Origin of the sequence: Nonomuraea aurantiaca (genome assembly GCF_020215705.1) — a bacterium.
GTDB lineage: Bacteria > Actinomycetota > Actinomycetes > Streptosporangiales > Streptosporangiaceae > Nonomuraea > Nonomuraea aurantiaca.
On record NZ_JAIWNB010000005.1, the window covers coordinates 263742 to 288476 of the forward strand.

Here is a 24735-nt window from a genome sequence, read left to right on the forward strand (position 1 = left end):
GCCAGGGCGTCAGTGGCGATGGCCCGTGACCTTGTACATCCGGTCGTACCAGGCCCGGTAGTGCCAGCCGGACCTGGCCCGGTAGTCGTGACGCCGGTAGACGCCGAAGATCTCCCGCTTGAGCTCCCGCATCCGAGGCGGCACGTTGGGCGCCCAGGTCGTCATCGGGTAGCCGCGGTAGGCCACCAGGCGCACCCGCCGATCCGCGGCAGCGGCGGCGGCGAAACGGGCCGAGGCCACGTGGTCGGGGTGGTCGCACAGGCGGCAATGCGGCGGCGGGTCGGGGTCCAGCGTGCGGATCACGTTCGGCTGGTATCTGGCGTAGACGGCACGCAGCATCGCCACCACGTCCTCCCGGCTCACGCACCGCCGATCGGCCGCGTCGAAGACGTGCACGCAGCCACGGCCGGCCCACAGCCGGGTCAGCGCGTCACGGCCGCCGTCGGCGCGCGGGTCGCCGCCGTCCGGCAGCCCGGCGTAGATGAGGACGACCTTTGGCCGCTCGACCAGAGAGTCCACCTTGACGGGCAGTCCCCCGGCGGTGATCACCGTGCTGCGCCAGTCGTCGCGCACCCCCGCCAGATGGGCGTACGCGGCACGCAGGCCCGCGACACGGTCCCGTGCGTACACGTGTGGGTCATGATGGTCGTCCAGCCCCGCGGTGCCCTCGCCCGCGGTGAGGTAGACGGTGACGCTGGGCCGCTCGCCCAGCACCCCGCCGTAGAGGTCGGGGCTCATGAACAGCAGATCGTCGTCCGGATGGGCGACGACCTGCACGAACCGCTCCCCCAGGACCAGTTCGTCGGACACCGTGGCGGCGATGGCCGGCGGCACGGGACACACCGTGTAGACGACCAGCGCCATCGCCAAAGAGCCCGAACGCAAGCTCGGTATTAACCCCTTCATCCCCACCCCCGTCCAGTAAGCGTAAAGATCTCGCGATCTCCACGCCCTACCTTTAAGGGGGATATGTCAGGTCATACTCAGGGAGGAGGCCTGCTCTTTCCGCGCACTTGGCGCGGTCGTTACCATGATTTCGAGAACTGACTGATCGTCGGATGCGGGGCAATGCGATGGCACGGTTCACGGCGGCGCTGAAGCGGATCGCCCCATGGGCGGCGCAGAACGCCGACGGCGCGATCGCACTCGGTCTGGCCATTGTAGTCGGCGTGCTCGGGATCATGCCGGACGGCATCTTCGGCAAGGACGGCGACAAGGTCCAGGATCAGCTGGTCAGCTCGGCGACCCTGGTGATCCTGGCGCTGGTGGCCACCGCGCTGCTCCGCGACCGGGTGCGCCAGGCGCCGGTGGAGGAGACCATCACCTCCGGCGCGCTCGCCCAGCTGCCCGTACGACTGGCCCGGCTGGAGGCGATCGAGGACCTGGTCACTGGCACGCGGCGGGCCCTCGACTCGCTCCAGCTGGTCAGGGTGCTCGGCAGCAGGCAGGAGATCGCGCAGGCGCACGCCGACGCCCGCAAGGACACCACGAGGTGGAGCTTCAAGGGCGGCACCGGCACCTACCTGCGCGCGGTCACGCTGCCCGAGTGCGTGGCGGCGGCCAGGAAGGTCAAGCGCCACCTCACGGTCAGGGTCGAGATCATCGACCCGGCCAACGTCGAGGTGTGCGAGACCTACGCCCACTACCGCCGCTCCCTGTCGGACGCGCCCGACGGCACCGGCGAGACCTGGACGGCCGACCGGGTCAGGAAGGAGTCGTACGCCACGATCCTGGCCGCCTTCTGGCACCGCCAGCGCTACGGGCTGCTCGACATCGGCATCGGCCTGTCGTCCACGATGACGACCTTCCGCTGGGACCTGTCGGCCACCCGCCTGATCATGACGGTCGAGGACCCCAACCGGGCGATGACCGCGCTGGCCGCCACCTTCTACTACGAGAACTGCGACACCGAGCTGCGGCTCAGCTTCGAGCAGTCCCGGCAGGTGCCGCTGGAGATGTACAAGAAGGTGCCGTTGAGCGACGAGCCCACGGTCGAGGAGGTGCAGGAGCTGTTCACCCGGATCTCGATCCCGCTGCCCAGGTCCTACGACGACCGCGACGTCGTCGACATCGCCCGCAAGGCGCTGCGCGCCAGGAATCCGTACGACACATGAGCCGTCACGGTGTCTACCAGCAGCTCGCCCGGGGCCAGGCGCGCCCGTGGGCGCTGGCGGCGCTGTCGGGCACCGGCATCAGGGGCGTACGCCACCCGCTCGGCTTCGTCTGCCTGCCGCTGGAGCGGGACGGCGGCGAGGGGGTATGTCTCCATCTGTGGTCGGCCAGGTTCACGCACGCGGAGAGCACCACGTCGGGCATCCACTGCCACAGCTGGGACCTGCTCAGCCACGTGCTCTACGGGCAGGTGCGCAACGTGCACGTGGTGGTCACCGACGCGGTGCGCGACCCGACCCACCGGGTGTTCGAGGTGGTCAGCGCCGCGGACGGCGACCGCATCACGCCCACCCGCCGGACCGTACGCCAGGAGACGGGGCTGGTGGAGGAGTTCGGCCCCGGCGACACCTACACGCTGGCGGCCGGTCGCTTCCACAGCAGCGTCGTGCCGGCGGGCGGCGAGGCGGCCACGATCGCGCTCGGCCGCGGCCGGCCGGGCAGCCGCGACCTGTCGCTGGGCCCGCTCGGCACCGGCGACCACCACGTGTCCAGGCAACCGCTCGACGACGAGGAGACGGCACTCGCCGTCAGCCTGATAGCCGCCCACCTGAGTTGAGGGGCCCGAATGGATCTGGATCACGCTCGCGCGGTCGCCGTCACCGCCGCCGAGGCCGCGGGCGAGCTACTCGTGTCCGGCACCCGCGGCGCGCTCGGCGCCCGGCCCAAGGGCGGTTCGGGCGACGTCGTCACCGAGCTCGACCTGGCCTCGGAGAAACTGCTGGTCGAGCACATCCTCACCGCCTTCCCGGCGCACTCCGTCATCGCCGAGGAGTCGGGGCTGCTGGGCGCCGCCGACGGCGAGTGGACGTGGCTGATCGACCCGCTCGACGGCACCAACAACGTGGTGATCGGCCTGCCCGCCTACGTCGTCGGCCTGGCCCTGTGCCGCTCGGGACGTCCCATGCTGGGGGTGGTGCACGACCCGGTCTCGGCCCAGACCTGGTCCGCGATCCGCGGGCGCGGCGCGATCACCTCCTCCGGCGTACGGCTGGCCCCGCCGCACAACCCCTCGCCGCACGGCCCGCTGCTGGCGTGGACCCAGGGCTACTCGGTGTCCAGGGACGACCTGACCGTACGGGCCATCAAGTACGCACTGGAGCTGAGCGCCCGGCGGATGCTGCAGTTGTGGGCCCCGCTGCTGGCGTGGGCGATGCTGGCCAGGGGCGACATCGACGGCATCGTCGGCTACCGGGCCGAGGCGGTGGACCTGCCCGCGGGCGCGCTCCTCGCGCGGGAGGCGGGCATCGAGATCCGGGCGCTCGACGGCGGGCCCTTCGAGGAGGGGATCGACGGCACGCCCGACAGCCGCAGCTTCGTCGCCACCCACCCGAGCGCCATGCCCGGCCTCCTCGACCTGCTTCGCACCCGCACCGCTATGTGATCTCGTACTCGCACAGGCCCGCTACCTGACCTCGCACAGGCCCGCTACTTGATCTTGTACTTGCACAGGCCCGTGCCGGAGGCGACCTTCTTCCCGTCCACGGTGATGCGGCAGGCAGCCGGCTTGAGCTGACCGCTCGCGTCCTGGACCGAGCCCGACACGACGGAGACCAGGCGGCCCACGCGCTGCTCGGCACCGGTGAGCTCGATCGTGGCGGTCCGCGACCAGGGCAGGGTGGCGTTGTTCTCCGTGCCGTCCTCGTCGGCCATGTACATGATCGGCTGCATGGCCCTGCCCTTGCCCAGCACCTCCAGCTTGATCGTGCGCGTCGCGGCGGCGGGCGGCGCGGCGCTGGGCGACTCAGCGCTAGGTGACTCGGTGGAGGCGGCGGGTGGGGGCGTCGAGGGCTGGGCCTGCAGGGGCTCCTGGGCGCCGCAGCCGGCGAGCGCCGCAGCAAGACCGAAATATGCCAACAAACGGTAGATAGTCATGAACCGTATTGTCCCGGACCCTGACGAGTGGTCAGCCGAACGTGACAAGGGCCCACACGCCGGCGAGCAGCCCGACGACCGCCAGGCCCGTGCCGGTGGCCAGGAAGCGGCGCATCGGGACGGGCACGTCGTGGCGGCGGCACGACTCGAACCAGAGCAGCGTCGCCAGCGACGCCCACGGCGTGACGACCGGCCCCACGTTGGTGCCGACCAGCAGGGCCAGCAGGCGATCCTGATCGCTCGACGGGATGACCTCGGCGATGGCCTGGAAGGCGGGCAGATTGTTGATCAGGTTGGACAGCCCGGCACCCACCGCCGCCGTCCGGTAGGGGTCCCCCTCGGCGCCGATCATCCAGCGCATCAGGTCGGCCAGGCCGTACCGGCTGAGGGTGGGCACCACCAGGAACAGGCCCGTCACGAAGATCAGCAGCTGCCAGGGGATCAGGCTCCACGTCAGCCGGGCGCGGTCGCGTACGACGAAAGCCACCACGACGACCAGCGCCGCCACCGAGGCGGCCACGCCGACCTGGACCTTGACCAGCAGCGCGCCGATGAACAGTAAGCAGCCCGCGGCCGCGGCGGCGAACAACACGCGGTCGGCGACCGGCTCCAGCAGGGGCGGCGTGTAGCGCAGGTCGCGACGCTGGCCCCGGCGCCAGAAGAAGACCCACAGGAAGGCCATCGTCACGGCGATCGAGACGATCTGCGGCACCCACATCCGCCCGGCGAACTGCTGGGTGTCGAGCGCGATCTTGTTGATGCCGAGCAGGTTCGTCAGGTTGGAGACCGGCAGCAGCAGGCTGGCGGTATTGGCCAGCCAGATCGTGGTCATCGCCAGGGGCAGGGCGGCGATGCGCGCCCTGGGTGCCAGCGCCAGCATGACCGGGGTGAGCAGCACTGCAGTCGTATCGAGATTGAGAAATATCGTGATAAATGAGGCGAAGGCCGTACATAGGAAGAAGAGCGCGACGTAGTTGCCCCGCCCCAGCACCGCCATCCGCGCCGCGATGGCGTCGAAGACCTGGGCCTCCTTGGTCAGCTCCGCCAGCACGATGATGCCCACCAGGAAGACGAGCAACGGCCCGATCCCGTCCAGGCTCGCCACGGCCTCCCGCCACGGCAGCAGCCCGGTCGCCACGAAGACGAGGCCGAGCCCGAGCAGCCCGATCCTGATCCAGTCGAGCACACCGAGACGTCGCCACACCCGTCGATGATCGCACAACCTGTTTATGGCCCCACTTCGTGGGGCGGGCTCGGCCGCCCCATGCCTGCAAACGCCGGTCCCACAGGGGATACTGAGGAAATGGCACGTGACGGCAGGCCGACAGAGATCTTCGTCAGCTACTCCCCCGCCGACACGGCTTGGGCGACCTGGATCGCCTGGGAGCTGGAGGCGGCGGGCTACCGGACCATGATCCAGGCGTGGGACTTCGTGCCCGGCACGAACTTCATCGACTTCATGGACCGCGGCGTCAGCGAGGCGCAGGTGGTGGTGGCCGTGCTCTCGCGCAACTACCTCACCTCGCGCTACGGCCGCATGGAGTGGCAGGCCGCGCTCCGCGCCGACCCCGACAACCCGTCCAACAAGCTGGTCACGATCCGGCTCGAGGACGTACGCCTCGAAGGGCTGCTGTCCACGATCACCTGGGTGGACCTGCTCGGCGTCACCGATTCGGGCCAGGCCAGGGCGCTGCTGCTGGGCCGGGTCAGGGAGGCCATGGCGGGCCGGGCCAAGCCGGAGGCGGCGCCCGCCTTCCCGACGGGCGCGGGCCTGCCGCTGCCCGCGCCGACCCTGCCGCCGCCGGGTGAGCGCTCGCGGGCCCGGCGCGCCCCGGTGTCGGCGCCGAAGTTCCCGCCGTCGGCCACCGCCGACCACGGCCGCGAGTCGCTGACCGTGCTGCACATCGGCGGCCCCCGGTTCGGCCGGGCACTGCCCGATCCGGGCGAGCCGTTCACGCCCGAGGACATGCAGGCGCGGATCTGGGCGGATCTCACCGAGATGTACGACAGGGGCATGCCGCGCCCCGATCTCATGGTGGTCACCGGTGACCTGACCGAGTCGGGCAGCCTGGGGCAGTTCGGGCAGGCGACCCGCTTCCTCACCGACCTGCGGCTGCTGGTCGGCCTGGAGCCGCACCGGCTGGTGATCGTGCCTGGCCCGCGCGACGTCACCAAGGCGGCGGCCAGCGCCTACTTCCTCACCTGCGAGGCCGACGACGTCTCCCCGCAGCCGCCCTACTGGCCGAAGTGGCGGCACTTCGCGGGCCTGTTCGGCGAGGTGTACCAGGGGCTGGACGACCGGGTGTTCGACGGCGGCCAGCCGTGGACGCTGTTCGAGGTGCCCGACCTGAAGGTGGTCGTCGCCGGGCTCAACTCGACGATGGCCATGAGCCACCTCGAACGCGACGCCTATCCCCTGCTCGGCGAGGGGCAGGCCGCCTGGTTCGCCGAGCGGCTGCGCCCCTACGAGGAGAGCGCCTGGCTGCGGCTCGGCGCGATCGGGCACCCGCCGTCCACGCTGCGCGACGCGCCGACGTACGACCGGATCCTCGCCCGGCGGCTCAACCTGCTCTTCCAGGGCGCGGGAGAGGCCGGTGAGGCCGCCGTCGCCGCGCCGCGCTCCGGCCACCACCAGGTCGTCGAGATCAGCGCCGGCGGCCTGCGCACCTGGCTGCCCGGCGCCGAGCACCCCGAACGCGTCTCCCACACCTGGCGGGCCGCCCAGTCCACCTTCACCGGAGAGGCGCCGCCCGCCCGCGCCCCCGAGCCCGCGCCGGTCGAGCGCGAGCCGGGCCCGGTGGACCTGCTGCTCGATCGGATCATCGAGGTCTGCGAGGCCAGGCACGAACGGGCCAGGATCCGCCGGTTCGCCGCCCACCTGGTCGTCACCCATCCCGAGGACGGGTTCGTCCGGCAGACGATGATCGGCGCGCACGTGGGCGAGCTGACCGCCGCCGAAGCCGATCATTTCGTCCGGCAGGCGCACGCCGCCGACCTCGCCGCCGAGCTCGTCTACCAGGGGCCGCCCCCGGCCAGGTCGCTGCGTGACGAGCTCATGCGCAGAGGTGTGCGGCTGCGCAGCTTCACCGAGTTCCAAGGCCTGCTGGACCTGTCGGGTTATGTCGCCGAGCAGACGGCCCGGCTCACCAACGACCGCCGCTACCCGCCCAGCCTGTACGTCCCCCAGCGCTACCGCGAGCTCGACCGCCCCGGACACCAGGTCAGGGAGGGCCTGACCGACGAGCTGATGCGGCTGCTGGCCGCCGACCACGGCCGGTTCCTGCTGCTGCTGGGCGACTTCGGCCACGGCAAGACGTTCGCGCTGCGCGAGCTGGCCAGGCGCATCCCGGCCGAGCTGCCGCACCTGACGCCGATCCTGATCGAGCTGCGGGCGCTCGACAAGGCACACTCCGTGGACGCGCTGGTCGCCGCCCATCTGGCGAGCCACGGCGAGGAGTTCATCGATCTCAAGGCGTTCCGTTACCTGCTGCGGCAGGGGCGAATCGTGCTGCTGTTCGACGGGTTCGACGAGCTCGTCACCCGGCTCACCTACGACCGGGCGGCCGACCACCTGTCGACGTTACTGGCCGCGGCCGAGGACAAGGCGAAGATCGTGGTCGCCAGCCGTACCCAGCACTTCAAGTCGCACTCCCAGGTGCTCACCTCGCTCGGCGAGATGGTCGGCGTGCTGCCGCAGCGGCGGGTGCTCAGCGTCGAGGACTTCACCCACGACCAGATCCGCGCCTACCTGGCCAACCGCTTCGACGACGGCGACGCGGCGGCGGCGCGCATGTCGCTGATGGAGAGCATCACGGACCTGCTCGACCTGGCCCAGAACCCGCGGATGCTGAGCTTCATCGCCGACCTCGACGCCGACCGCCTCCGTACGGTGGCCGGCGCCCGCCACACGATCAGCCCCGCGCTGCTCTACGAGGAGATCCTCGGCTCGTGGCTGGCCTTCGAGGAGCGGCGGGCCAGAGTGCCGGGGTCGCCGACTCCCCTGACCACCGACGAGCTGTGGCAGGTCGTGACGGGGCTCGCGCTGCGGCTGTGGGACTCGGGCGAGTCGCTGCTGGGCGTCGACGAGCTGACCGAGTACGCCGAGACGCTGACCGGCCTGGCCGGCGGGCAGCTGTCCGCCGAGCACGCCGCCCACGCGGTGGGCTCGGGGAGCCTTCTGGTGCGCACCGAGGAGGGCATGTTCGGGTTCATCCACTCCTCGGTCATGGAGTGGATGATCGCCCGGCACATCGCCGCCACGATCGAGGCGCCGGTGGAGCTGTCGCGCCGGCCGCTGTCGGCGCTGACCGTCGAGTTCCTGTGCGACCTGGCCGACGTACGGGCGCTGCGGGCGTGGGTGTCCGACCCGCCCGCGGACGACGTGTCGCGGGCGAACGCGGTCAAGATCTCGGCGCGGCTGCGTACCCCCGCCAGGGCCGACCTGCGGGGCGCGAACCTCAAGGGCGAGGACCTGTCGGCCAGGGACCTGCAGGAGGTCGACCTGACCGGCGCCGACCTGACCGACGCCACGCTCGTCGGCACGAACCTGTCCCGAGCCGTCCTGCGCGACGCCAAGCTGGCCGGGGCCCGGCTCGACAGCGCCAAGCTGACGGGCGCCGACCTGACCGGAGCCGACCTGTCGGGCGCGCGGCTGGCCCACACGGACCTGAGCGACATCTCCGCCGAGGGCGCCCGGTGGCACCGGGCCACGCTGATCAACGTGACCGGCACGCTGCCGCACCTGCCCGGCGCCTCGGTGGTGCCGGGCCAGCCGGTGGAGATCCAGTTCGCGCCCGCCGCGATCGGCGTGCCGTACGGCTACCACTTCCAGACCAGCCGGCTGCCGGAGCCCATCGCGTACACCCCCGACGGGTCCACCCTCGCCGTCGGCCAGGAGGACGGCGGCGTGCTGCTGTGCGTGGGCGGCGCGCCCGTGCGGACGCTGCAGGGGCACGCGGGCCGCGTGTACGCGGTCTCGTTCGCCGGCGGCCTGCTGGCCACCGGCGCGAGCGACGGCCTGGTCGTGCTCTGGGACGCCCTCACCGGCGCGCACCTGCGCGAGCTGCGTGGCCATGCCGACGGGGTCTGGCCGGTACGCCTCAGCCCGTCGGGCGAGCTGGTCGCGGCGGGCGGCGGCGACGGCGTCATCCGCGTCTGGGACAGCGCCACCGGCCGGCTCGTCCACGAGCTCGCGGGCCACCAGGCACCCCTCTACCCGGTGTCGTTCGGCGACTCGGTGCTGGTCAGCGGCGACTCGGCGGGCGTGGTGCGCGTCTGGGACCTGACGTCCGGAGAGGTGCTGCGCACGCTCGACGACCATCGCGGCTCGGTCTACCGTGCGGTCCACAGCCCGGACGGGTCGCTGCTGGCCACCGGCGACGAGGCGGGGACGGTACGCCTGTGGGACACGGCCTCGTGGACCCTGCGGCACGAGCTGAAGGGTCATTCCGGCAGCGTCTACTGCCTGAACTTCACGCCCGACGGCTCCCTGCTGGCCAGCGGCGACACGGCCGGGACCGTACGCCTGTGGGATCCGGCCGGCCAGGCCCACGGCGTCCACACCAGCCACGCCGGGTCCGTCTACCAGGTGCTCTTCTCCCCCGACGGCCGCACGCTGGCCAGCGGCGACTCCAACGGCGTCGTCCGGCTGCAGGAGGTGGGCGGCGGCCGGCGGGTCGAGCTGACCGGGCATCGCAGCTCCGTCTGGCCGTTCGCGTTCCGGCCCGACGGCGAGCAGCTGGCCACCAGCAGCAACGACGGGACGGTACGCCTCTGGGATCCGGCCAGCGGCCAGTGCCAGCGGGTCCTGCGCGGTCACGGCAGGCGGATCTCCTCGGCCCGGTTCAGCGCCGACGGCTCGATGCTGGCGACCAGCGGCAACGACGGTGTCGTCCGTGTCTGGGAGCCGCGCACGGGGCGCCGCCTGCGCGAGGTCGCCGGCACCGCCGACCGGCTCATCTCGGCCCTGTTCTCCCCTGCCGGGCCGGTCCTGGCCACCTCCAGCAACGACGGCGGCGTGCATTTCTGGAACGCCGTCACCGGCGACTACGAACGCGAGCTCAACGCCGAGACCGATCACGTGTGGGCCGAGGCGTTCAGCCCCGACGGCACGCTGCTGGCCACGGCCAACGACGACGACAGCGTACGGATCTGGTATCGGCCGACCAGCCGCCTGGTGAGCAACCTGGCCGACCACCGGGGCCGCGTCCGCTCGATCGCCTTCAGCCCCGACGGCCGCTTCGTGGCCACGGGCTGCGACGACCGGCTCGTACGCCTCTGGCACGTCGAGTCCGGTGGCCGGGTCGCCACTTTGGAGGGCCATACCGACCGGGTCTACTCGGTCGTGTTCTCCCCCTCGGGCAAGCACCTGGCCAGCGCCGGCAACGACGGCCTCGCCAAGATCTGGGAGCTGCGTCCCGGCCAGCCCTGGCAGCCGCGCCTGCAGCACACGCTCGGCCGGCATACCGGGCGGCTGTGGAGTGTCGCGTTCGACGCCACGGGCGAACGGCTGGCGACGGGCGGCGACGACCTCATGGTGCGGGTCTGGGACACGGCGACGGGACGGCCGCTGCACACGCTGGCAGGACACTCGCGGCGGGTGTGGTCGGTGGCGTTCAGTCCCTCGGCGGACCTGCTGGCCAGTGCCGGGGACGACGGGGTGGTGATCCTCTGGGCGGGGACGGAGCGGCGGGCCACCCTGCTGGGCCTGCCGGAGGGGTGGGCCGCGCTGGCTCCGGACGGCAGGTACAAGATCCAGGGGGAGGTTTCCGGGCAGTTCTGGCACGTCATCGGGATGTCGCGGTTCGAGCTGGGTGAGCTGGATCCGTATCTGCCCGGTGTCCGGCAGGTGCCGCTCGACTCCCCGTTCTGAGCCCTCCTGTCGACCCGCGGGGAACCCGACCGGCCGGTGTCCGGGCGAAGGCCGCCAGCACGTCCGGGCGAAGGCCATCAGCGCGTCCGGGCGAAGGCCACCAGCCGGAAGCCGGTCAGCCGCGCGCGGCCCGGGTCAGCAGGTCGTCCCAGACCTGGGCGACCCGGGCCTCCAGGTCGTCCAGGTCGCCCTCGTTGTCGATCACGATGTCGGCGATCGCCAGCCGGTCCTGGCGGGTCGCCTGCGCCGCGATGCGGGCCTTGGCGTCGTGCTCCGGCATGCCGCGGTGCTCGGCCAGGCGGGCGATGCGCACCTCGTCGGCGGCGTCCACGACGATCACCACGTCGTACATCGGCGCCAGCCGGTTCTCCGCGAGCAGCGGCACGTCGTAGACCATGATCGCGTCGTCGGCCGTCCGGCTCTGCAGCTCGGCGACCCGCTCCCCCACCAGCGGATGCACGATGCCGTTGAGCGAGGCCAGCTTGTCGGGGTCGGCGAAGACGATGGCGCCCAGCTTCTCCCGGTTGAGTGAGCCGTCAGGATGGAGCACCTCGTCGCCGAACACGGCCACCACGCGGGCCAGACCCGGAGTGCCGGGCTCCACCACCTCGCGGGCGATCTTGTCGGCGTCGATCACGACGGCGCCCCGCGCCGCGAGGCGCTTGGAGACCTCGCTCTTGCCCGATCCGATGCCGCCGGTGAGGCCGATTTTCAGCACGCGGAAAGCCTATCCGCGATCGGGAATCAGCGCCGCATATGGACCAAGGTGAGATGGTCGTCCATGCGCTCCCGGTGGGTCTCGCGGTAGCCCAGGCTGCGGTAGAGGCGCAGATTGCCCTCGGACAGGTGGCCGGTGAACAGGTCGAAGGCCGTCGCCTCCGGCATCCGCTCGTGCAGCGTCCGGATCAGCGTCCGGCCCAGGCTCTGACGCTGCCGGTCGGGGGCCACCACCAGGCGGCCGACCAGGCAGGTGGTGCCGGCCAGCTGGCCGCGTACGGCTCCCACGATCCGGCCGGCGTCGGTGGCCTTGAGCACGAGGCCGGTCTCGATGGCCTTGCGGACCTGCTCCGCTGACTCCAGGAGCGGCGGCAGGAACGGGTCGCCGTACAGCTGCGCCTCGGTCACGTACGCGGCCCGCTGCAGGGTGAGGATCTCACCGGCGTCGTCCGGCAGCGCACGCTCGATCTCCACGCGAGCACCCTACTGCAGCCTCACCCCACGCCCCTACCGCACCCTGCCCCTCCTTCCCGCGTCCCTACCGCCCCCATACCGAAGCCCCTCCCGCGCCCCTTACCGAAGCCCCTCCCGCGCCCCTTCCGGCGTTCCTCCCAGCTGCCCTTCCAGTCGCCCTTCCAGGGTCCCGAAGAACGTGCGGATGCTCCGTACCAGGGGCTCGGGCGAGTTCATGGCCACCATGTGGCTGTCGCCGTGCTCGCCCGCCCAGTGGACGACCCGGTTTCCGCGCTCGGCGATGCGCCGGAGCAGCGGAGAGCCGCCGTGCGACACCCCGGTCGGCACCGCCGTCTGGTTGATCGGCATGCCCGCCGCCCCTTCGTAGTACGTCCACGACGACGATCCGCCCGTCGCGGTCAGCCAGTAGAGGCTCGCGTTCGTGAGCACCAGGTCGCGGTCGATGGGCTCGGCGGCCTCCTCGTCGGGCCAGCCGTCGAACTCCTTGAACCGCTCCACCAGGTAGGCCAGCTGCGCCACCGGCGAGTCGGCGAAGCCGAAGCTCAGCGTCTGCGGCCGCTTGGCGAGGTACGGGCCGTAACCGCTGCCTCCGGCGAATCGCCGGGTCAGGTCCGCCAGCTCGGCCAGCTCCGCCTCGGTGGCGCCGTCGAGCTCGGCCGGGTCGCCGGTGGGGATGCCGAGCCCGGCGGTGATGTGCGAGCCGATCACGTGCTCGGCGTCGATGGCCGCCAGCTGAGGGGTGACCAGGGCACCGGCGTCGTTGCCGTGGGCGCCGTAGCGCTCGTACCCGAGCCGTCCCATCAGCTCGGCCCAGGTCCGCGCCACCCGTACGATGCTCCAGGGCCGCTCGTCGGCGGGCTCGGGGAACGGTGAGAAGCCGAAGCCGGGCAGCGAGGGGGCCACCACGTGGAAGGCCGTGGCCGGGTCGAGGCCGTGGGCGCGCGGGTCGGTGAGCGGGCCGATGACGTTCAGGAACTCGGCGACGGTGTTCGGCCAGCTGTGCGTGACGATCAACGGCAGCGCGCCGGGCTCAGGCGAGCGGACGTGCAGGAAGTGGACGCGCTGCCCGTCGATGTCCGTGGTGAACTGCGGGAAGGCGTTGAGCTTGGCCTCCTGCGCCCGCCAGTCGAACCCGTCGGCCCAGTACGCGGCCAGCTCGCGCAGGTAGCCGACCGGCACGCCCCGGCTCCAGCCGCCGCCGGGCAGCGGCCGCGGCCAGCGGGTACGGGTGAGCCGGTCCTTCAGGTCGTCGAGGTCGGCTTGCGGGATGGTGATGCGGAAGGGTTCGATCATGCGGCAACCCTAGGAACGATCGCGGAAAGGATCGTTCCGCATGGACCCAAAAGAAAAACCCCGCACCGACCGGTGCGGGGTCTTTCTCTGTCAGCTGGTCAACCAGGTCAGCTCTGGCCGCCCGCGAGCTTCTCGCGCAGAGCCGCGAGAGCCTCGTCGGAGGCGAGGGCGCCGGCCGCCGGAGCGGACGAGCCCGAGCTGCTGGCCGGAGCCGCGGTCTCACCGGTGTAGGACGAGGGAGCGGCTTCGCCCGCCTCGGCCTCCGCCTTGCGAGCCTCTTCGATCTGCTTCTTGTGCGCCTCGAAGCGGGTCTGGGCCTCGGCGTACTGCCGCTCCCACTCCTCGCGCTGCTTGTCGAAGCCCTCGAGCCACTCACCGGTCTCCGAGTCGAAGCCCTCGGGGTAGATGTAGTTGCCCTGGTCGTCGTAGGTCGCCGCCATGCCGTAGAGCGTCGGGTCGAACTCGACCTCGGCGCCGCTGACACCCTCGTTGGCCTGCTTCAGCGAGAGGCTGATGCGACGCCGGTCGAGGTCGATGTCGATGATCTTGACGAAGATCTCGTCGCCGACCTGGACGACCTGCTCCGGGATCTCCACGTGGCGCTCGGCCAGCTCGGAGATGTGGACCAGGCCCTCGATGCCCTCCTCGACCCGGACGAACGCGCCGAACGGCACCAGCTTGGTGACGCGACCCGGCACGACCTGGCCGATCTGGTGGGTGCGGGCGAACTGCTGCCACGGGTCTTCCTGAGTGGCCTTGAGCGACAGGGAGACGCGCTCGCGCTCCATGTCGACATCGAGGACCTCGACCGTGACCTCCTGGCCGACCTCGACAACCTCGGAGGGGTGGTCGATGTGCTTCCAGGACAGCTCGGACACGTGGACCAGGCCGTCGACGCCGCCGAGATCCACGAACGCACCGAAGTTGACGATCGAGGAGACGACGCCCTTGCGGACCTGCCCCTTCTGGAGGGTGTTGAGGAACGTCTGGCGAACCTCGGACTGCGTCTGCTCGAGCCAGGCGCGGCGGGACAGGACCACATTGTTGCGGTTCTTGTCCAGCTCGATGATCTTCGCCTCGAGCTCGCGGCCGACGTACGGCTGCAGGTCGCGGACACGGCGCATCTCGACCAGGGACGCCGGCAGGAAGCCACGGAGGCCGATGTCGAGGATGAGTCCACCCTTGACGACCTCGATGACGGTGCCGGTGACGATGCCGTCTTCGTCCTTGATCTTTTCGATCGTGCCCCAGGCGCGCTCGTATTGAGCCCGCTTCTTGGACAGGATCAGGCGGCCCTCTTTGTCCTCCTTCTGGAGAACCAGGGCTTCGACGTGCTCGCCGACCTCCACGACGTCCGCTGGGTCGACATCGTGCTTGATCGAAAGCTCACGCGAGGGGATGACACCCTCGGTCTTGTAGCCGATATCGAGAAGGACCTCGTCTCGATCGACCTTGACGACGGTGCCCTCGACGATGTCGCCGTCGTTGAAGTACTTGATGGTCTCGTCGATCGCTGCGAGGAAGGCTTCCTCGGACCCGATGTCGTTGACCGCTACCTGCGGGGTGCTCGAGGTGGCCTCAGTGCTGGACGTCATGTGTGGAATTGCTCCGAACGCGGACAGGATGTCGATGTGGCGGACGCGCGGCAGGCCCTCTTCCGCATCAAGCCGAGAAATAACGACATCGACGTGACCGAGCGCGAGCCCGCTCCGTCTGAGGCGCGCGCGAGCCCACAGCGCAGCGATCAGCATATGAGACCTTGAGCGTGGGGTCAATCCAACCGGCCCCGCACTGGTCAGTAAACGATCAGCTGATCTTTCCGCTTCGGTGTGATATTACCCTGAAGCCGCTGCGGGATGGAGATTTTCGTGGGGTCCCCGTCGGAGACGTAGCGGTCCCCAGGATGCTTGTTCAGCCACTCCAGCCAGTACTGCGAGCACCATTTGCGGCATTCGCCCTTTTTTCCGTTGCTCTGGATGCGCTGGATGGCCACGGGATCGAATTTTTTCGCAAAGGGCGAAAGAGACGGCTCGGCTCCGGCCAGGAAGACCCCGGCGAAGGCGTAGGAGGTGCCGTCCCACTCACCGTGCCGGGCGATCTTCTTCGGGTGCGGCATCGCCCCGAACGGCAGGGCCATGGTGACGGACGGGCCGGCGCCGAGCTTCTTCAGCAGCCGTTCGAGCCGGACGATCTGCTCCTTGACCTTCTTCTTCCGCATGGCGGCCAGATTGGGGTGGGACCAGGTGTGGTTGGCCACCTCGAACCCGTGCTCGACCAGCCACCGCACGGCCGCCGCCTGCTGGTCGGGCTGCCTCAGCCCGAACGGGTCGTGGTTGATCCACAGCGTGGCGACCGGCCGGAACTCGGGATAGCGCCGGGCCACGTCGAGGAGCACCCCGACCGCGGTGTCCGGCGCGGGGTTGCCGCTCGCGTCGAGCCTGAAGTGGCTCTCGTGCCCGTCGTCGAAGGTCAGCACCACGGGGAACCGGCCGGCGGGCACCCGGATGTCGCCGGTGGCGAACTCCTTGGCGGTGATCGGCGCATAGCCCTGCTTGGCCAGCTTCTCCAGCTCCCTGCGCAGCTGGTCGGGCGTGCGGTCGATCGAGGCGATCCGCTTGTTGAGTATCCGGTGGTACATCAGCACCGGCACCAGCCCGAGCTCGTTGGCCTTGACCTGCTTGGCGAACTCCGGCGTGGAGACCACCCCGGGCGGCTCGGCGAACGTCGGCACCGGGTCGGCGGGGGTGGGCTGCGCGGACAGCTCGATCCTGGCCGCCACCGGTGGCCCGGGCACGGGGTGGCCGGAGGAGGACTGCAGCATCAGCCCGATGACCGCCACTGCCACGACCATGACGTTCGCGAGGGCGATTAACCGGGGGAAGGACACTGACGATCGCACAAGGCTCCCGTGCCGCTCGGGGGAAATTACCCTCAGGGTAGTCCAGAACCCCGTATCGGCCGCTGTTTCGCGACCCGCCGGACCACCCTGTTTCACGGTGTGGGACCGCCGCCGCTCAGCGCCAGGCGGTCCCACCGGACAAAGATCGACTTGCCCCACCGTACGGGGATAAACGTCCCGTACGACGGGATCGCCCGCACGGCCCCTCACGCTCAGCGTCAGTGAGATCGGCCGCGCGAGCCCTCACGGGCGTCGGCGGCCGTCAGTGGCCCGCGTCCTTAGTGGCCCGCGTCCTCCCAGGTGCGGCCGACGCCCACGGAGACCTCCAGCGGGACCCGCAGGTGGTAGGCCGCGTTCATCTGGTCGCACACGAGGGTGCGGAGCCGGTCGAGCTCGCCGGGGGCCACCTCGAACACCAGCTCGTCATGGACCTGCAGCAGCATCCGGGAGCCCAGTCCTTCCACGCTCATCGCCTGGGAGACGTTGAGCATGGCCACCTTGATGATGTCGGCCGCCGAGCCCTGGATGGGCGCGTTGAGCGCCATGCGCTCGGCCATCTCGCGGCGCTGCCGGTTGTCGCTGGTCAGGTCGGGCAGGTAGCGGCGCCGGCCCATGATGGTCTCGGTGTAGCCGTCGCTGCGCGCCTGCTGGACGATGGCGTGCAGGAAGTCGCGGACGCCGCCGAACTCCTGGAAGTATTCCTCCTTGAGCGCCCGCGCCTCGGCCACCGGGATGTTGAGCTGCCCGGACAGCCCGAAGTCGGACAGACCGTAGGCGAGACCGTAGTTCATCGCCTTGATGCGCGCCCGCAGCTCGCCGTCGATCTGCTCGGGCGGCAGGTCGAACACCCGGGCCGCGGTCGCCTGGTGGAAGTCGTGACCCGACTCGAAGGAGGCGATCAGCGCCTCGTCGCCCGACAGGTGGGCCATGATGCGCAGCTCGATCTGGCTGTAGTCGGCCGTGAGCAGCGTCTCGTAGCCCTCGCCGACCACGAAGCCCTGCCGGATGCGGCGGCCCTCGGAGGTGCGGATCGGGATGTTCTGGAGGTTGGGCTTTTCTGATGACAGGCGGCCCGTGGCCGCGATGATCTGGTTGAACGTGGTGTGGATCCGCCCGTCGTCGGAGACCTCCTTGATCAGGCCCTCGACGGTGGTGCGCAGCTTGGTCTGGTCGCGGTGGCGCAGCATGATGATCGGCAGCTCGTGCTCGGTCTGCGTGGCGAGCCAGGCGAGCTGGTCGGCGTCGGTGCTGTAGCCGGTCTTGATCTTCTTCGTCTTGGGCAGGTTGAGCTTGGTGAAGAGGATCTCCTGCAGCTGCTTGGGCGAGCCCAGGTTGAACTGCTCGCCGACGGCCGCGTGCGCCTCCTCGACCGCGTGCTTGACCGCGGCGCCGAACTCGGCCTCCAGACCGGCGAAGTATTCGCTGTCGACGGCGATGCCCGCGCGCTCGATCTCCGCCAGCACGCTCAGCAGCGGGAGCTCCACGTCGGTCAGCAACTGGGTGCCGCCGCGGCCCGTCAGGAAGGCCTCCAGCGCCTCGGCCAGCTCGCGCACGGCATGGGCGCGCAGCGCCAGGTCCTTGGCGGGGGCGTCCTCGTCGTCGCCGAACAGCGCCGCCTGCCCGCTGGACTCCTCCTCGGCGCGCAGGTCGCGGTTGAGGTAGCGCCGGGCCAGGTCTTCGAGGGCGAACGTACGCTGACCGGGCATCGCCAGATAGGCCGCCAGCGCCGTGTCGCAGGTCAGGCCCTTGAGGCTCATGCCCTGCGCCCAGAGCGCGAGGATCGGCCCCTTGGCGTCGTGGACGGCCTTGGGCCGGTCCGTGTCGGCCAGCCAGGCGCGCAGCGCGACCTCGTCGGACTCGGTGAGCTTGACCGGGTCGATGAAGGCGGCGGTGCCGTCGGGCGAGGCGATCGCGAGGGCGTCGATGCGCCCGGTGCCGCTGCCGTAGGCGCCCTTGAAGGCCAGACCGGCCCGGCCGGCGGGCAGCGCGGACAGCCAGCCCGCGACCCGGTCGGGGCCGAGGATGATGGTCTCCACCTCGAAGCCCTGGTCGGGCTCCTGCTCGCCGGTGCCGAGCACCTTGAAGACGCGCTCGCGCAGCTCGCCGCGGATCTGCAGCGTGTCGAAGAGCTTGTTGACCTCTTCGCGCTCCCAGACGCCCTGCTTGAGCTCGCCCAGGTCGACCTCCATCGGGACGTCGCGGAGCAACTCGGTGAGCCGGCGGTTCATCAGCACCTGGGCGACGTGCTCGCGAAGCTTGTCGCCGACCTTGCCCTTGACCTCGTCGACCCGGTCGACCAGCGCGGTCAGCGAGCCGAACTCGCGAATCCACTTGGCGGCGGTCTTCTCGCCGACGCTGGGGATGCTGAGCAGGTTGTCGCTGGGGTCGCCGCGCAGCGCCGCGAAGTCGGGGTATTGGACCGGGGTCAGGCCGTATTTCTCCTCGACGGCCTCGGGGGTGAACCGGGTCATGTCGCTGATGCCGCGGCGCGTCATCAGGACCGTGACCTGCTCGTCGACCAGCTGGAGCGCGTCGCGGTCACCGGTGACGATCAGCACGTTCATGCCCTCGGCGCTGGCCCGGGTGGCGAGCGTGGCGATGAGGTCGTCGGCCTCGAACCCGGCCTTGGACATGCGCGGGACGCGCAGCGTGTCGAGGAGCTCGTAGATGAGCTGCATCTGGCCCCGGAAGTCTTCGGGGGTCTCGCTCCTGTTGGCCTTGTAGTCGGCGTACTCCTCGTGCCGGAACGTCGGCTCCGACCGGTCGAACGCGACGGCCACGTGCGACGGCTGCTCGTCGCGCAGGATGTTGGTCAGCATCGAGGTGAACCCGTAGACCGCCTCGGTGTGCTGACCGTCGGTGGTCATGAGGTTGGCGTCCTTGAGCGCGTAGAACGCGCGATAGGCCAGGGAATGCCCGTCGAGCAGCAACAGGCACGGGCGGCTGGGGGTCACTTCACTCTTCGGCACACAAGCAGCCTAGTCTCCATCTCCGACAGAAAACCTGAGCTCGGAAGACTGGAGGACTCCCCTTGACGCGGATCGACCCGGTGGATTTCCAGACGTTGAACGCCGTCCACGAAGGCACGCTTCCCGACCGGATGGGCATCGAGTTCGTCGAGGCCAGCGCGGAGCGGGTCGTGGGCCGGATGCCGGTCGCGGGCAACACCCAGCCGTACGGCCTGCTGCACGGCGGGGCGTCCGTCGTGCTCGCCGAGACGCTGGGCTCGACCGGCGCGGCCATCCACGCGGGCGCGGATCGCATCGCCGTCGGCATCGAGATCAACGCCACCCACCACCGCTCGGCCACCTCCGGCTTCGTCACCGGCGTGGCGACCCGGCTGCACGGCGGCCGCTCGCTGGCCACGTACGAGATCGAGATCACCGACGAGCAGGGGCGGCGTGTGTGCACCTCCCGGCTGACCTGCATGCTGCGCGATCGCTGACCCGCACGCCGCGCGATCACCGAACGCCACGCGACTTTCCGGCTCTCTTTGCACACCAGCCCCGTGGGTCGCTACGGTTGTCCGAGCGGAGCCCGCGGGGAGGCCGAGTAGATAACGTGTGAGGCCGGGGAAGCCCTACATGGTCCCAAAGGTCCTCTTCCGCGGGCTCGTTCACGTTCTGCAGCGATCGTTATGCATTCGCGCCCCTGAAGCGCCAGGCGTCTAGCGGGATTTAGCCCCTGACCTGGCGCGTTGGTTCCTCACATGAGCGACACGCACGTGTCACTAATTGGTGACGAACGATACTGAACCGGGCGCGACCAGAATAAGCTCCCGCCACAGCATCCAGTTTTGTTGTGCCTGCGATGCCCACGTGTCGAGATGGAGGGGCACAACCCCGCCTTGACCTATTTGAGGGAGCACCATTGCGCAGAGCCGTGATCGCGTTCACGGCCTTCCTGGGTGGACTCATCTTCCTGCTCGCGGTCCCCGCCCAGGCGGCGGCCCCCGATCAGGGTTTGAGGGGAACACTCAAACTCCAAGGCCAACCAGTGAACGGCGTGAAAATCGTCGTGACCACCGAAGGCGGACAACCCGTCAAGGAGGTTACAAGCAACGCCCAGGGCGCTTGGGAAGTCCCGGTCGACAAACCGGGCAAGTACAAGGTCACGCTGGATGTCAAGACGCTCCCTCCCAACGCGGTGATCAGGGGCGGCAACGCCGTCCGCACCCCGACCGTCTTTTCCGGCAACGTGTCCACCGTCTTGTTCGCCCTGCAGCCCAAGGGCGCCGCGGGCCAACCGACCGCGGAGGAGGGCGGCGAGACCAGTCCCTTCTTGGACCAGGCCGCGCAGCTCACCTTCGAGGGCCTGAACCTCGGCCTGATCATCGCGCTGGCCGCGCTCGGCCTCTCGCTGATCTACGGCACCACGGGCCTGACCAACTTCGCCCACGGTGAGCTCGTCACGATGGGCGCGCTGCTCGCCTACATGTTCAACGTGGGCTTCGGCCTGCATCTGATCCCCGCGGCCGTGATCGCGGTGATCGCCGGGGGCGCGCTCGGCTACCTTCAGGACCGCTTGTTCTGGGGGCAGTTGCGCAGGCGCGGCACCGGCACCATCGCCATGATGATCATCTCGATCGGCGTGGCGCTCTTCCTGCGCTATGTCTTCCTGATCCTGTTCGGCGGGCAGAACGAGTCGTTCGCCCAATACACCGCGCAGCCGGGCATCGAGATCGGCCCGATCTCCGCGGCTCCGAAGAACTTCGTCGCGATGGGCATCGAGCTGGCGGTCCTCGTCATCGTCGGCGTGGCGCTGCTGCGCACCCGCACCGGCAAGGCGGCCCGCGCGGTCGCCGACAACCCGGCGCTGGCCGCCTCATCGGGCATCAACGTCGACCGGGTCATCCGCATCATCTGGACCACGGGCGGCGCCATCGCCGCGCTGGCCGGCATCATGCTCGGCCTGTCGCAAAACCTGAAATACACCATGGGCCAGGACATCCTGCTGCTCATCTTCGCCGGCGTGACGCTCGGCGGGCTCGGCACCGCGTTCGGCGCCCTGGTGGGCTCGCTCGTGGTCGGCCTGTTCATCCAGGTCTCCACGCTGTGGGTGCCGCCGGAGCTCAAGAGCGTCGGCGCGCTGGCCGTACTCATCATCGTGCTCCTCTTCCGGCCACAGGGCATCCTGGGCCGCCGAGAGCGGATCGGCTGACGGGGGGAGTCACATGGACTGGATCACGATCATCAGCACCACCGTCAAGTCCGCCATCGGCGTCGAGACGGTGCTCTACGCGCTCGCCGCGATCGGCATCAACATCCACTTCGGCTACACGGGCCTGCTCAACTTCGGGCAGGCGGCGTTCATGGGCGTCGCCGGCTACGGCCTGGCCGTCACGGTCACCGTCCTGAACCTGCCCTTCTGGATCGGCATCGCGGTCGGTCTCATCGCCGCGGTGCTCCTGGCCCTGCTCCTGGGCGCGCCGACGCTGCGCCTGCGGGCCGACTACCTGGCCATCGTCACCATCGCGGCCGCCGAGATCGTCAGGCTCGTCTTCCGCTCGGTGAAGTTCAAGGAGGTCTTCGGCGGCTCCGACGGGCAGCGCGGCTTCTCCGACGGCTTCTACGCGCTCAACCCCTTCCCGGAGGGCGAGTACGGCATCGGCTGGTTCACCTTCAGCCACCGGCTGCTGTGGATCATGCTCGTCGGCTGGGTGCTGGTCGCCATCTCCTGCGGCATCGTCTACCTGCTCATGCGCAGCCCGTGGGGCCGCGTGCTCAAGGCCATCCGCGAGGACGAGGACGCCGTACGCAGCCTCGGCAAGAACGTCTTCTCGTACAAGATGCAATCGCTCATCCTCGGCGGCGTCATCGGCAGCCTGGGCGGCTTCGTGTACGGCCTGGCCTACGCCTCGGTACAGCCGGACGTCTTCGGCACCGAGACCACCTTCTTCGCCTACACGATCGTGATTCTCGGTGGCGCGGCCCGCGTGCTCGGCCCCGTCGTCGGATCCATGATCTTCTGGGTGCTGCTGGTCCTGGTCAACGGCGTGCTCAGTGAAGCGGTTCAGGCGGGGTACATCCCCTTCATGACCTCGATCCAGGTCGGCCCGGTGCGCTACATCCTGGTTGGTCTCGGGTTGATCCTGTTGCTCATCTTCCGGCCACAGGGCATCTTCGGTGACAAGAGGGAGATAGCTTTCGATGTCCGCTGAAACAACAGCCGCAAACACGGTCTCCGAGCGCAAGGCCGCGGCTCTGGCAGCCTTCAAGGACCTGGCTCGCGACCCGGGCGTGCCCAAGCCCGACCCGATCCTCGTGGTCGACGGCGTCGTGCGCCGCTTCGGCGGCCTGACCGCCGTCGAGGTGGACCACGTCGAGATCCAGCGCGGCTCCATCACCGCCCTGATCGGCCCCAACGGCGCCGGCAAGACGACGTTCTTCAACCAGCTCACCGGCTTCGACACCGCTGACGCCGGCAAGTGGACGTTCAACGGCAACAACATGAGCGGAGTGCCCGCCCACCGGGTGGCCCGCGCCGGCATGGTCCGTACCTTCCAGCTCACCAAGGCCCTGTCCAGGCTGACCGTGATGGAGAACATGCGGCTCGGCGCCCAGCACCAGCGTGGCGAGAACTTCTGGCGGGCGCTGGTGCCCGGCTCCTGGCGCGCCCAGGAAGACGCGATCACCGAGCAGGCCGAGGATCTGCTGGCCAGGTTCAAGCTCGACGCCAAGCGCGAGGACTTCGCCGGATCGCTGTCCGGCGGCCAGCGCAAGCTGCTGGAGATGGCCCGCGCGCTCATGGTCAAGCCCGAGCTGGTCATGCTCGACGAGCCGATGGCCGGCGTCAACCCGGCGCTGACCCAGTCGCTGCTGGGCCACGTCAAGGACCTGCGCGATCAGGGCATGACCGTGCTGTTCGTCGAACACGACATGGACATGGTCCGCGACATCAGCGACTGGGTGATCGTCATGGCCCAGGGCGCCATCATCGCCGAGGGGCCACCGGACACGATCATGTCCGACTCCCGCGTCATCGACGCCTACCTGGGCGCCCACCACGACGCGCCGCTGTCGGACAGCGAGCTCCAAGAGCAGCTGCACCAGGCGGAGGCGGCGCTGGAGGCCGAGATCGAAGAGGAGACGCAGAAGTGAACGCCGTCCCCGAGTCCGCACCCGGCTCCGTGCCCGAGTCGAAGGCGGCCATCACCGACCGGGGCGCCCACCTGGCGGGCGCCGCGAACGCCGTGCTGCGGTGCGACGAGCTCATCGCCGGCTATCTGCCGGGCGTCAACATCCTCAACGGTTCCGACCTCTACGTCGGCGAGGGTGAGCTGATCGGCATCATCGGCCCCAACGGCGCCGGTAAGTCGACGCTGCTCAAGGCCATGTTCGGGCTCGTCAACATCCGCAGCGGCACGGTGGTGCTGAAGGGTGAGGACATCACGAACATGAAGGCGCACTCGCTGGTCGCCCGCGGGGTCGGTTACGTCCCGCAGACCAACAACGTCTTCCCGAGCCTCACCATCGAGGAGAACCTCGAGATGGGCGCCTTCCAGGTGCCCGGCAAGTTCAAGGAGCGCTTCGAGTTCGTCGCCGAGCTGTTCCCGGCTCTCAAGGAGCGGCGCAAGCAGCGGGCCGGCTCGCTGTCGGGCGGCGAGCGGCAGATGGTGGCGATGGCCAGGGCGCTCATGACCGAGCCGTCGGTGCTGCTGCTGGACGAGCCGTCGGCGGGCCTGTCGCCGATGCTGCAGGACCTGGTGTTCATCCAGGCTCAGCAGATCAACAAGGCGGGCGTGACGGTCATCATGGTCGAGCAGAACGCCCGGCGCTGCCTGCAGATCTGCCATCGCGGCTACGTGCTCGACCAGGGCCGCAACGCCTACACCGGCACCGGCCGCCAGCTGGCCAACGACCCCAAGGTGATCGAGCTCTACCTCGGCACCCTGGCCAAGGCCTAGAAGATCTCAGAACGGCGAAGGGGCTCCCCATGAGCCCCTTCGCCGTTCTTTAATGAGCGCTGTGAGACGAATTGCGACAATCGCGCTCCTGCTGCCCATCCTCGTCGCCTGTCAGCACAACGCCGCCTCGGCCGGCAAGTACAGCACCGGCGGCGACCCCACCGACGACCCCTGCGCGCGCGTGGTCTCCGCGATCGGCTACGTCGGCCTCATGCTGAAGCCGAAGGGCCAGGAGAACACCCAGAACTTCGAGGACGCGCTGCTCGGCCGCCTCGCGGAGGCGCGCGGCATCACGCTGCAGTTCGGCCCGCGCCTGCCCGAGTCGCTGGGTACGGCCGTGCGCACGGTCGAGTCCACGACGGCGGGCCTGTCCAGGGCCGACGTTCCGCGTGAGCGGCAGGTAGCGCTGCTCACGCAGTACCGGATCGCCGCGGACGAGATCGTGGCGGGCTGCGGCCAATAGCCGGGGAACAGAGCCCGCGGCGAATAGCCCGGAGACAGCCGAAAGGCCCGATCCAGCGGAACCGGACC

General features: G+C 69.9%; 19 protein-coding genes. 10 read left to right on the forward strand and 9 right to left on the reverse strand.

From position 1 onward, the window contains the following. Positions 1–9: 9 nt before the first annotated feature. Complete coding sequence (locus tag LDL49_RS15300; RefSeq protein WP_225291697.1) at positions 10–885, reverse strand: PIG-L family deacetylase; 876 nt, start codon at positions 883–885, stop codon at positions 10–12. Positions 886–1073: 188 nt separating this feature from the next. Here LDL49_RS15300 and LDL49_RS15305 point away from each other — a divergent pair, with 188 nt between their 5' ends. From LDL49_RS15305 to LDL49_RS15315, 3 genes are read left to right on the forward strand one after another with little or no spacing between them, the layout of a single operon-like run. Next, positions 1074–2114: a hypothetical protein gene (locus tag LDL49_RS15305; RefSeq protein ID WP_225291698.1), complete on the forward strand. Its 1041-nt coding sequence runs from the start codon at positions 1074–1076 to the stop codon at positions 2112–2114. Further along, positions 2111–2728, forward strand: a complete 618-nt coding sequence (locus LDL49_RS15310) for a hypothetical protein (protein ID WP_225291699.1) — start codon at positions 2111–2113, stop codon at positions 2726–2728. The genes LDL49_RS15305 and LDL49_RS15310 overlap by 4 nt, the downstream gene beginning before the upstream one ends. A gap of 9 nt (positions 2729–2737) precedes the next feature. Next, positions 2738–3553 carry an inositol monophosphatase family protein gene (locus LDL49_RS15315; RefSeq protein WP_225291700.1) on the forward strand — a complete coding sequence of 272 codons (816 nt, stop codon included), beginning with the start codon at positions 2738–2740 and terminating at the stop codon, positions 3551–3553. Positions 3554–3597: 44 nt separating this feature from the next. On the opposite strand, the gene LDL49_RS15320 is transcribed toward LDL49_RS15315, so the two are convergent. Beyond that, positions 3598–4044 (reverse strand): MmpS family transport accessory protein, encoded by a 447-nt coding sequence (locus LDL49_RS15320; protein WP_225291701.1) that lies wholly within the window; start codon positions 4042–4044, stop codon positions 3598–3600. 31 nt (positions 4045–4075) lie between these two features. Further along, a complete protein-coding gene (locus tag LDL49_RS15325; RefSeq protein WP_225291702.1) occupies positions 4076–5248 on the reverse strand; it encodes an ArsB/NhaD family transporter in 1173 nt (390 codons plus the stop codon). 99 nt (positions 5249–5347) lie between these two features. On the opposite strand from LDL49_RS15325, the gene LDL49_RS15330 reads away from it, so the two are divergent. Beyond that, the gene (locus tag LDL49_RS15330; RefSeq protein ID WP_225291703.1) at positions 5348–10915 is read left to right on the forward strand and encodes a WD40 domain-containing protein; all 5568 of its coding nucleotides are present in this window, start codon (positions 5348–5350) and stop codon (positions 10913–10915) included. A 115-nt stretch (positions 10916–11030) separates the two neighbouring features. Here the strand turns inward: LDL49_RS15330 and coaE are convergent, their stop codons facing one another. The 6 genes from coaE to polA form a co-directional block, all read right to left on the reverse strand. Then, positions 11031–11633 (reverse strand): dephospho-CoA kinase, encoded by a 603-nt coding sequence (coaE, locus tag LDL49_RS15335; RefSeq protein WP_225291704.1) that lies wholly within the window; start codon positions 11631–11633, stop codon positions 11031–11033. A gap of 26 nt (positions 11634–11659) precedes the next feature. Then, the gene (locus LDL49_RS15340; protein ID WP_225291705.1) at positions 11660–12106 is read right to left on the reverse strand and encodes a GNAT family N-acetyltransferase; all 447 of its coding nucleotides are present in this window, start codon (positions 12104–12106) and stop codon (positions 11660–11662) included. A 99-nt stretch (positions 12107–12205) separates the two neighbouring features. Next, complete coding sequence (locus tag LDL49_RS15345; RefSeq protein ID WP_225291706.1) at positions 12206–13399, reverse strand: epoxide hydrolase family protein; 1194 nt, start codon at positions 13397–13399, stop codon at positions 12206–12208. 107 nt (positions 13400–13506) lie between these two features. Beyond that, the gene (gene rpsA, locus LDL49_RS15350; protein WP_225291707.1) at positions 13507–14994 is read right to left on the reverse strand and encodes a 30S ribosomal protein S1; all 1488 of its coding nucleotides are present in this window, start codon (positions 14992–14994) and stop codon (positions 13507–13509) included. Positions 14995–15194: 200 nt separating this feature from the next. Further along, a complete protein-coding gene (locus tag LDL49_RS15355; RefSeq protein ID WP_225291835.1) occupies positions 15195–16250 on the reverse strand; it encodes a polysaccharide deacetylase family protein in 1056 nt (351 codons plus the stop codon). Between the two features lie 326 nt (positions 16251–16576). Continuing rightward, positions 16577–19267 carry a DNA polymerase I gene (gene polA / locus LDL49_RS15360; RefSeq protein WP_225291708.1) on the reverse strand — a complete coding sequence of 897 codons (2691 nt, stop codon included), beginning with the start codon at positions 19265–19267 and terminating at the stop codon, positions 16577–16579. A gap of 131 nt (positions 19268–19398) precedes the next feature. Here polA and LDL49_RS15365 point away from each other — a divergent pair, with 131 nt between their 5' ends. The 6 genes from LDL49_RS15365 to LDL49_RS15390 all read left to right on the forward strand — a co-directional run bounded on the left by LDL49_RS15365 (position 19399) and on the right by LDL49_RS15390 (position 24667). Further along, positions 19399–19743 (forward strand): PaaI family thioesterase, encoded by a 345-nt coding sequence (locus LDL49_RS15365; protein ID WP_225291836.1) that lies wholly within the window; start codon positions 19399–19401, stop codon positions 19741–19743. A 425-nt stretch (positions 19744–20168) separates the two neighbouring features. Further along, on the forward strand, positions 20169–21458 hold the full coding sequence (locus tag LDL49_RS15370; protein WP_225291709.1) for a branched-chain amino acid ABC transporter permease: 1290 nt from the start codon (positions 20169–20171) through the stop codon (positions 21456–21458). A gap of 13 nt (positions 21459–21471) precedes the next feature. Next, complete coding sequence (locus LDL49_RS15375) at positions 21472–22458, forward strand: branched-chain amino acid ABC transporter permease (protein WP_225291710.1); 987 nt, start codon at positions 21472–21474, stop codon at positions 22456–22458. After that, a complete protein-coding gene (locus LDL49_RS15380) occupies positions 22448–23398 on the forward strand; it encodes an ABC transporter ATP-binding protein (RefSeq protein ID WP_225291711.1) in 951 nt (316 codons plus the stop codon). Before LDL49_RS15375 ends, LDL49_RS15380 begins: the two co-directional genes overlap by 11 nt. Further along, complete coding sequence (locus tag LDL49_RS15385; protein WP_372470368.1) at positions 23395–24204, forward strand: ABC transporter ATP-binding protein; 810 nt, start codon at positions 23395–23397, stop codon at positions 24202–24204. The genes LDL49_RS15380 and LDL49_RS15385 overlap by 4 nt, the downstream gene beginning before the upstream one ends. Before the next feature lie 61 nt (positions 24205–24265). Continuing rightward, entirely contained in the window at positions 24266–24667 is a 402-nt protein-coding gene (locus LDL49_RS15390; protein ID WP_225291712.1) for a hypothetical protein, read from the forward strand. Positions 24668–24735: the final 68 nt, after the last annotated feature.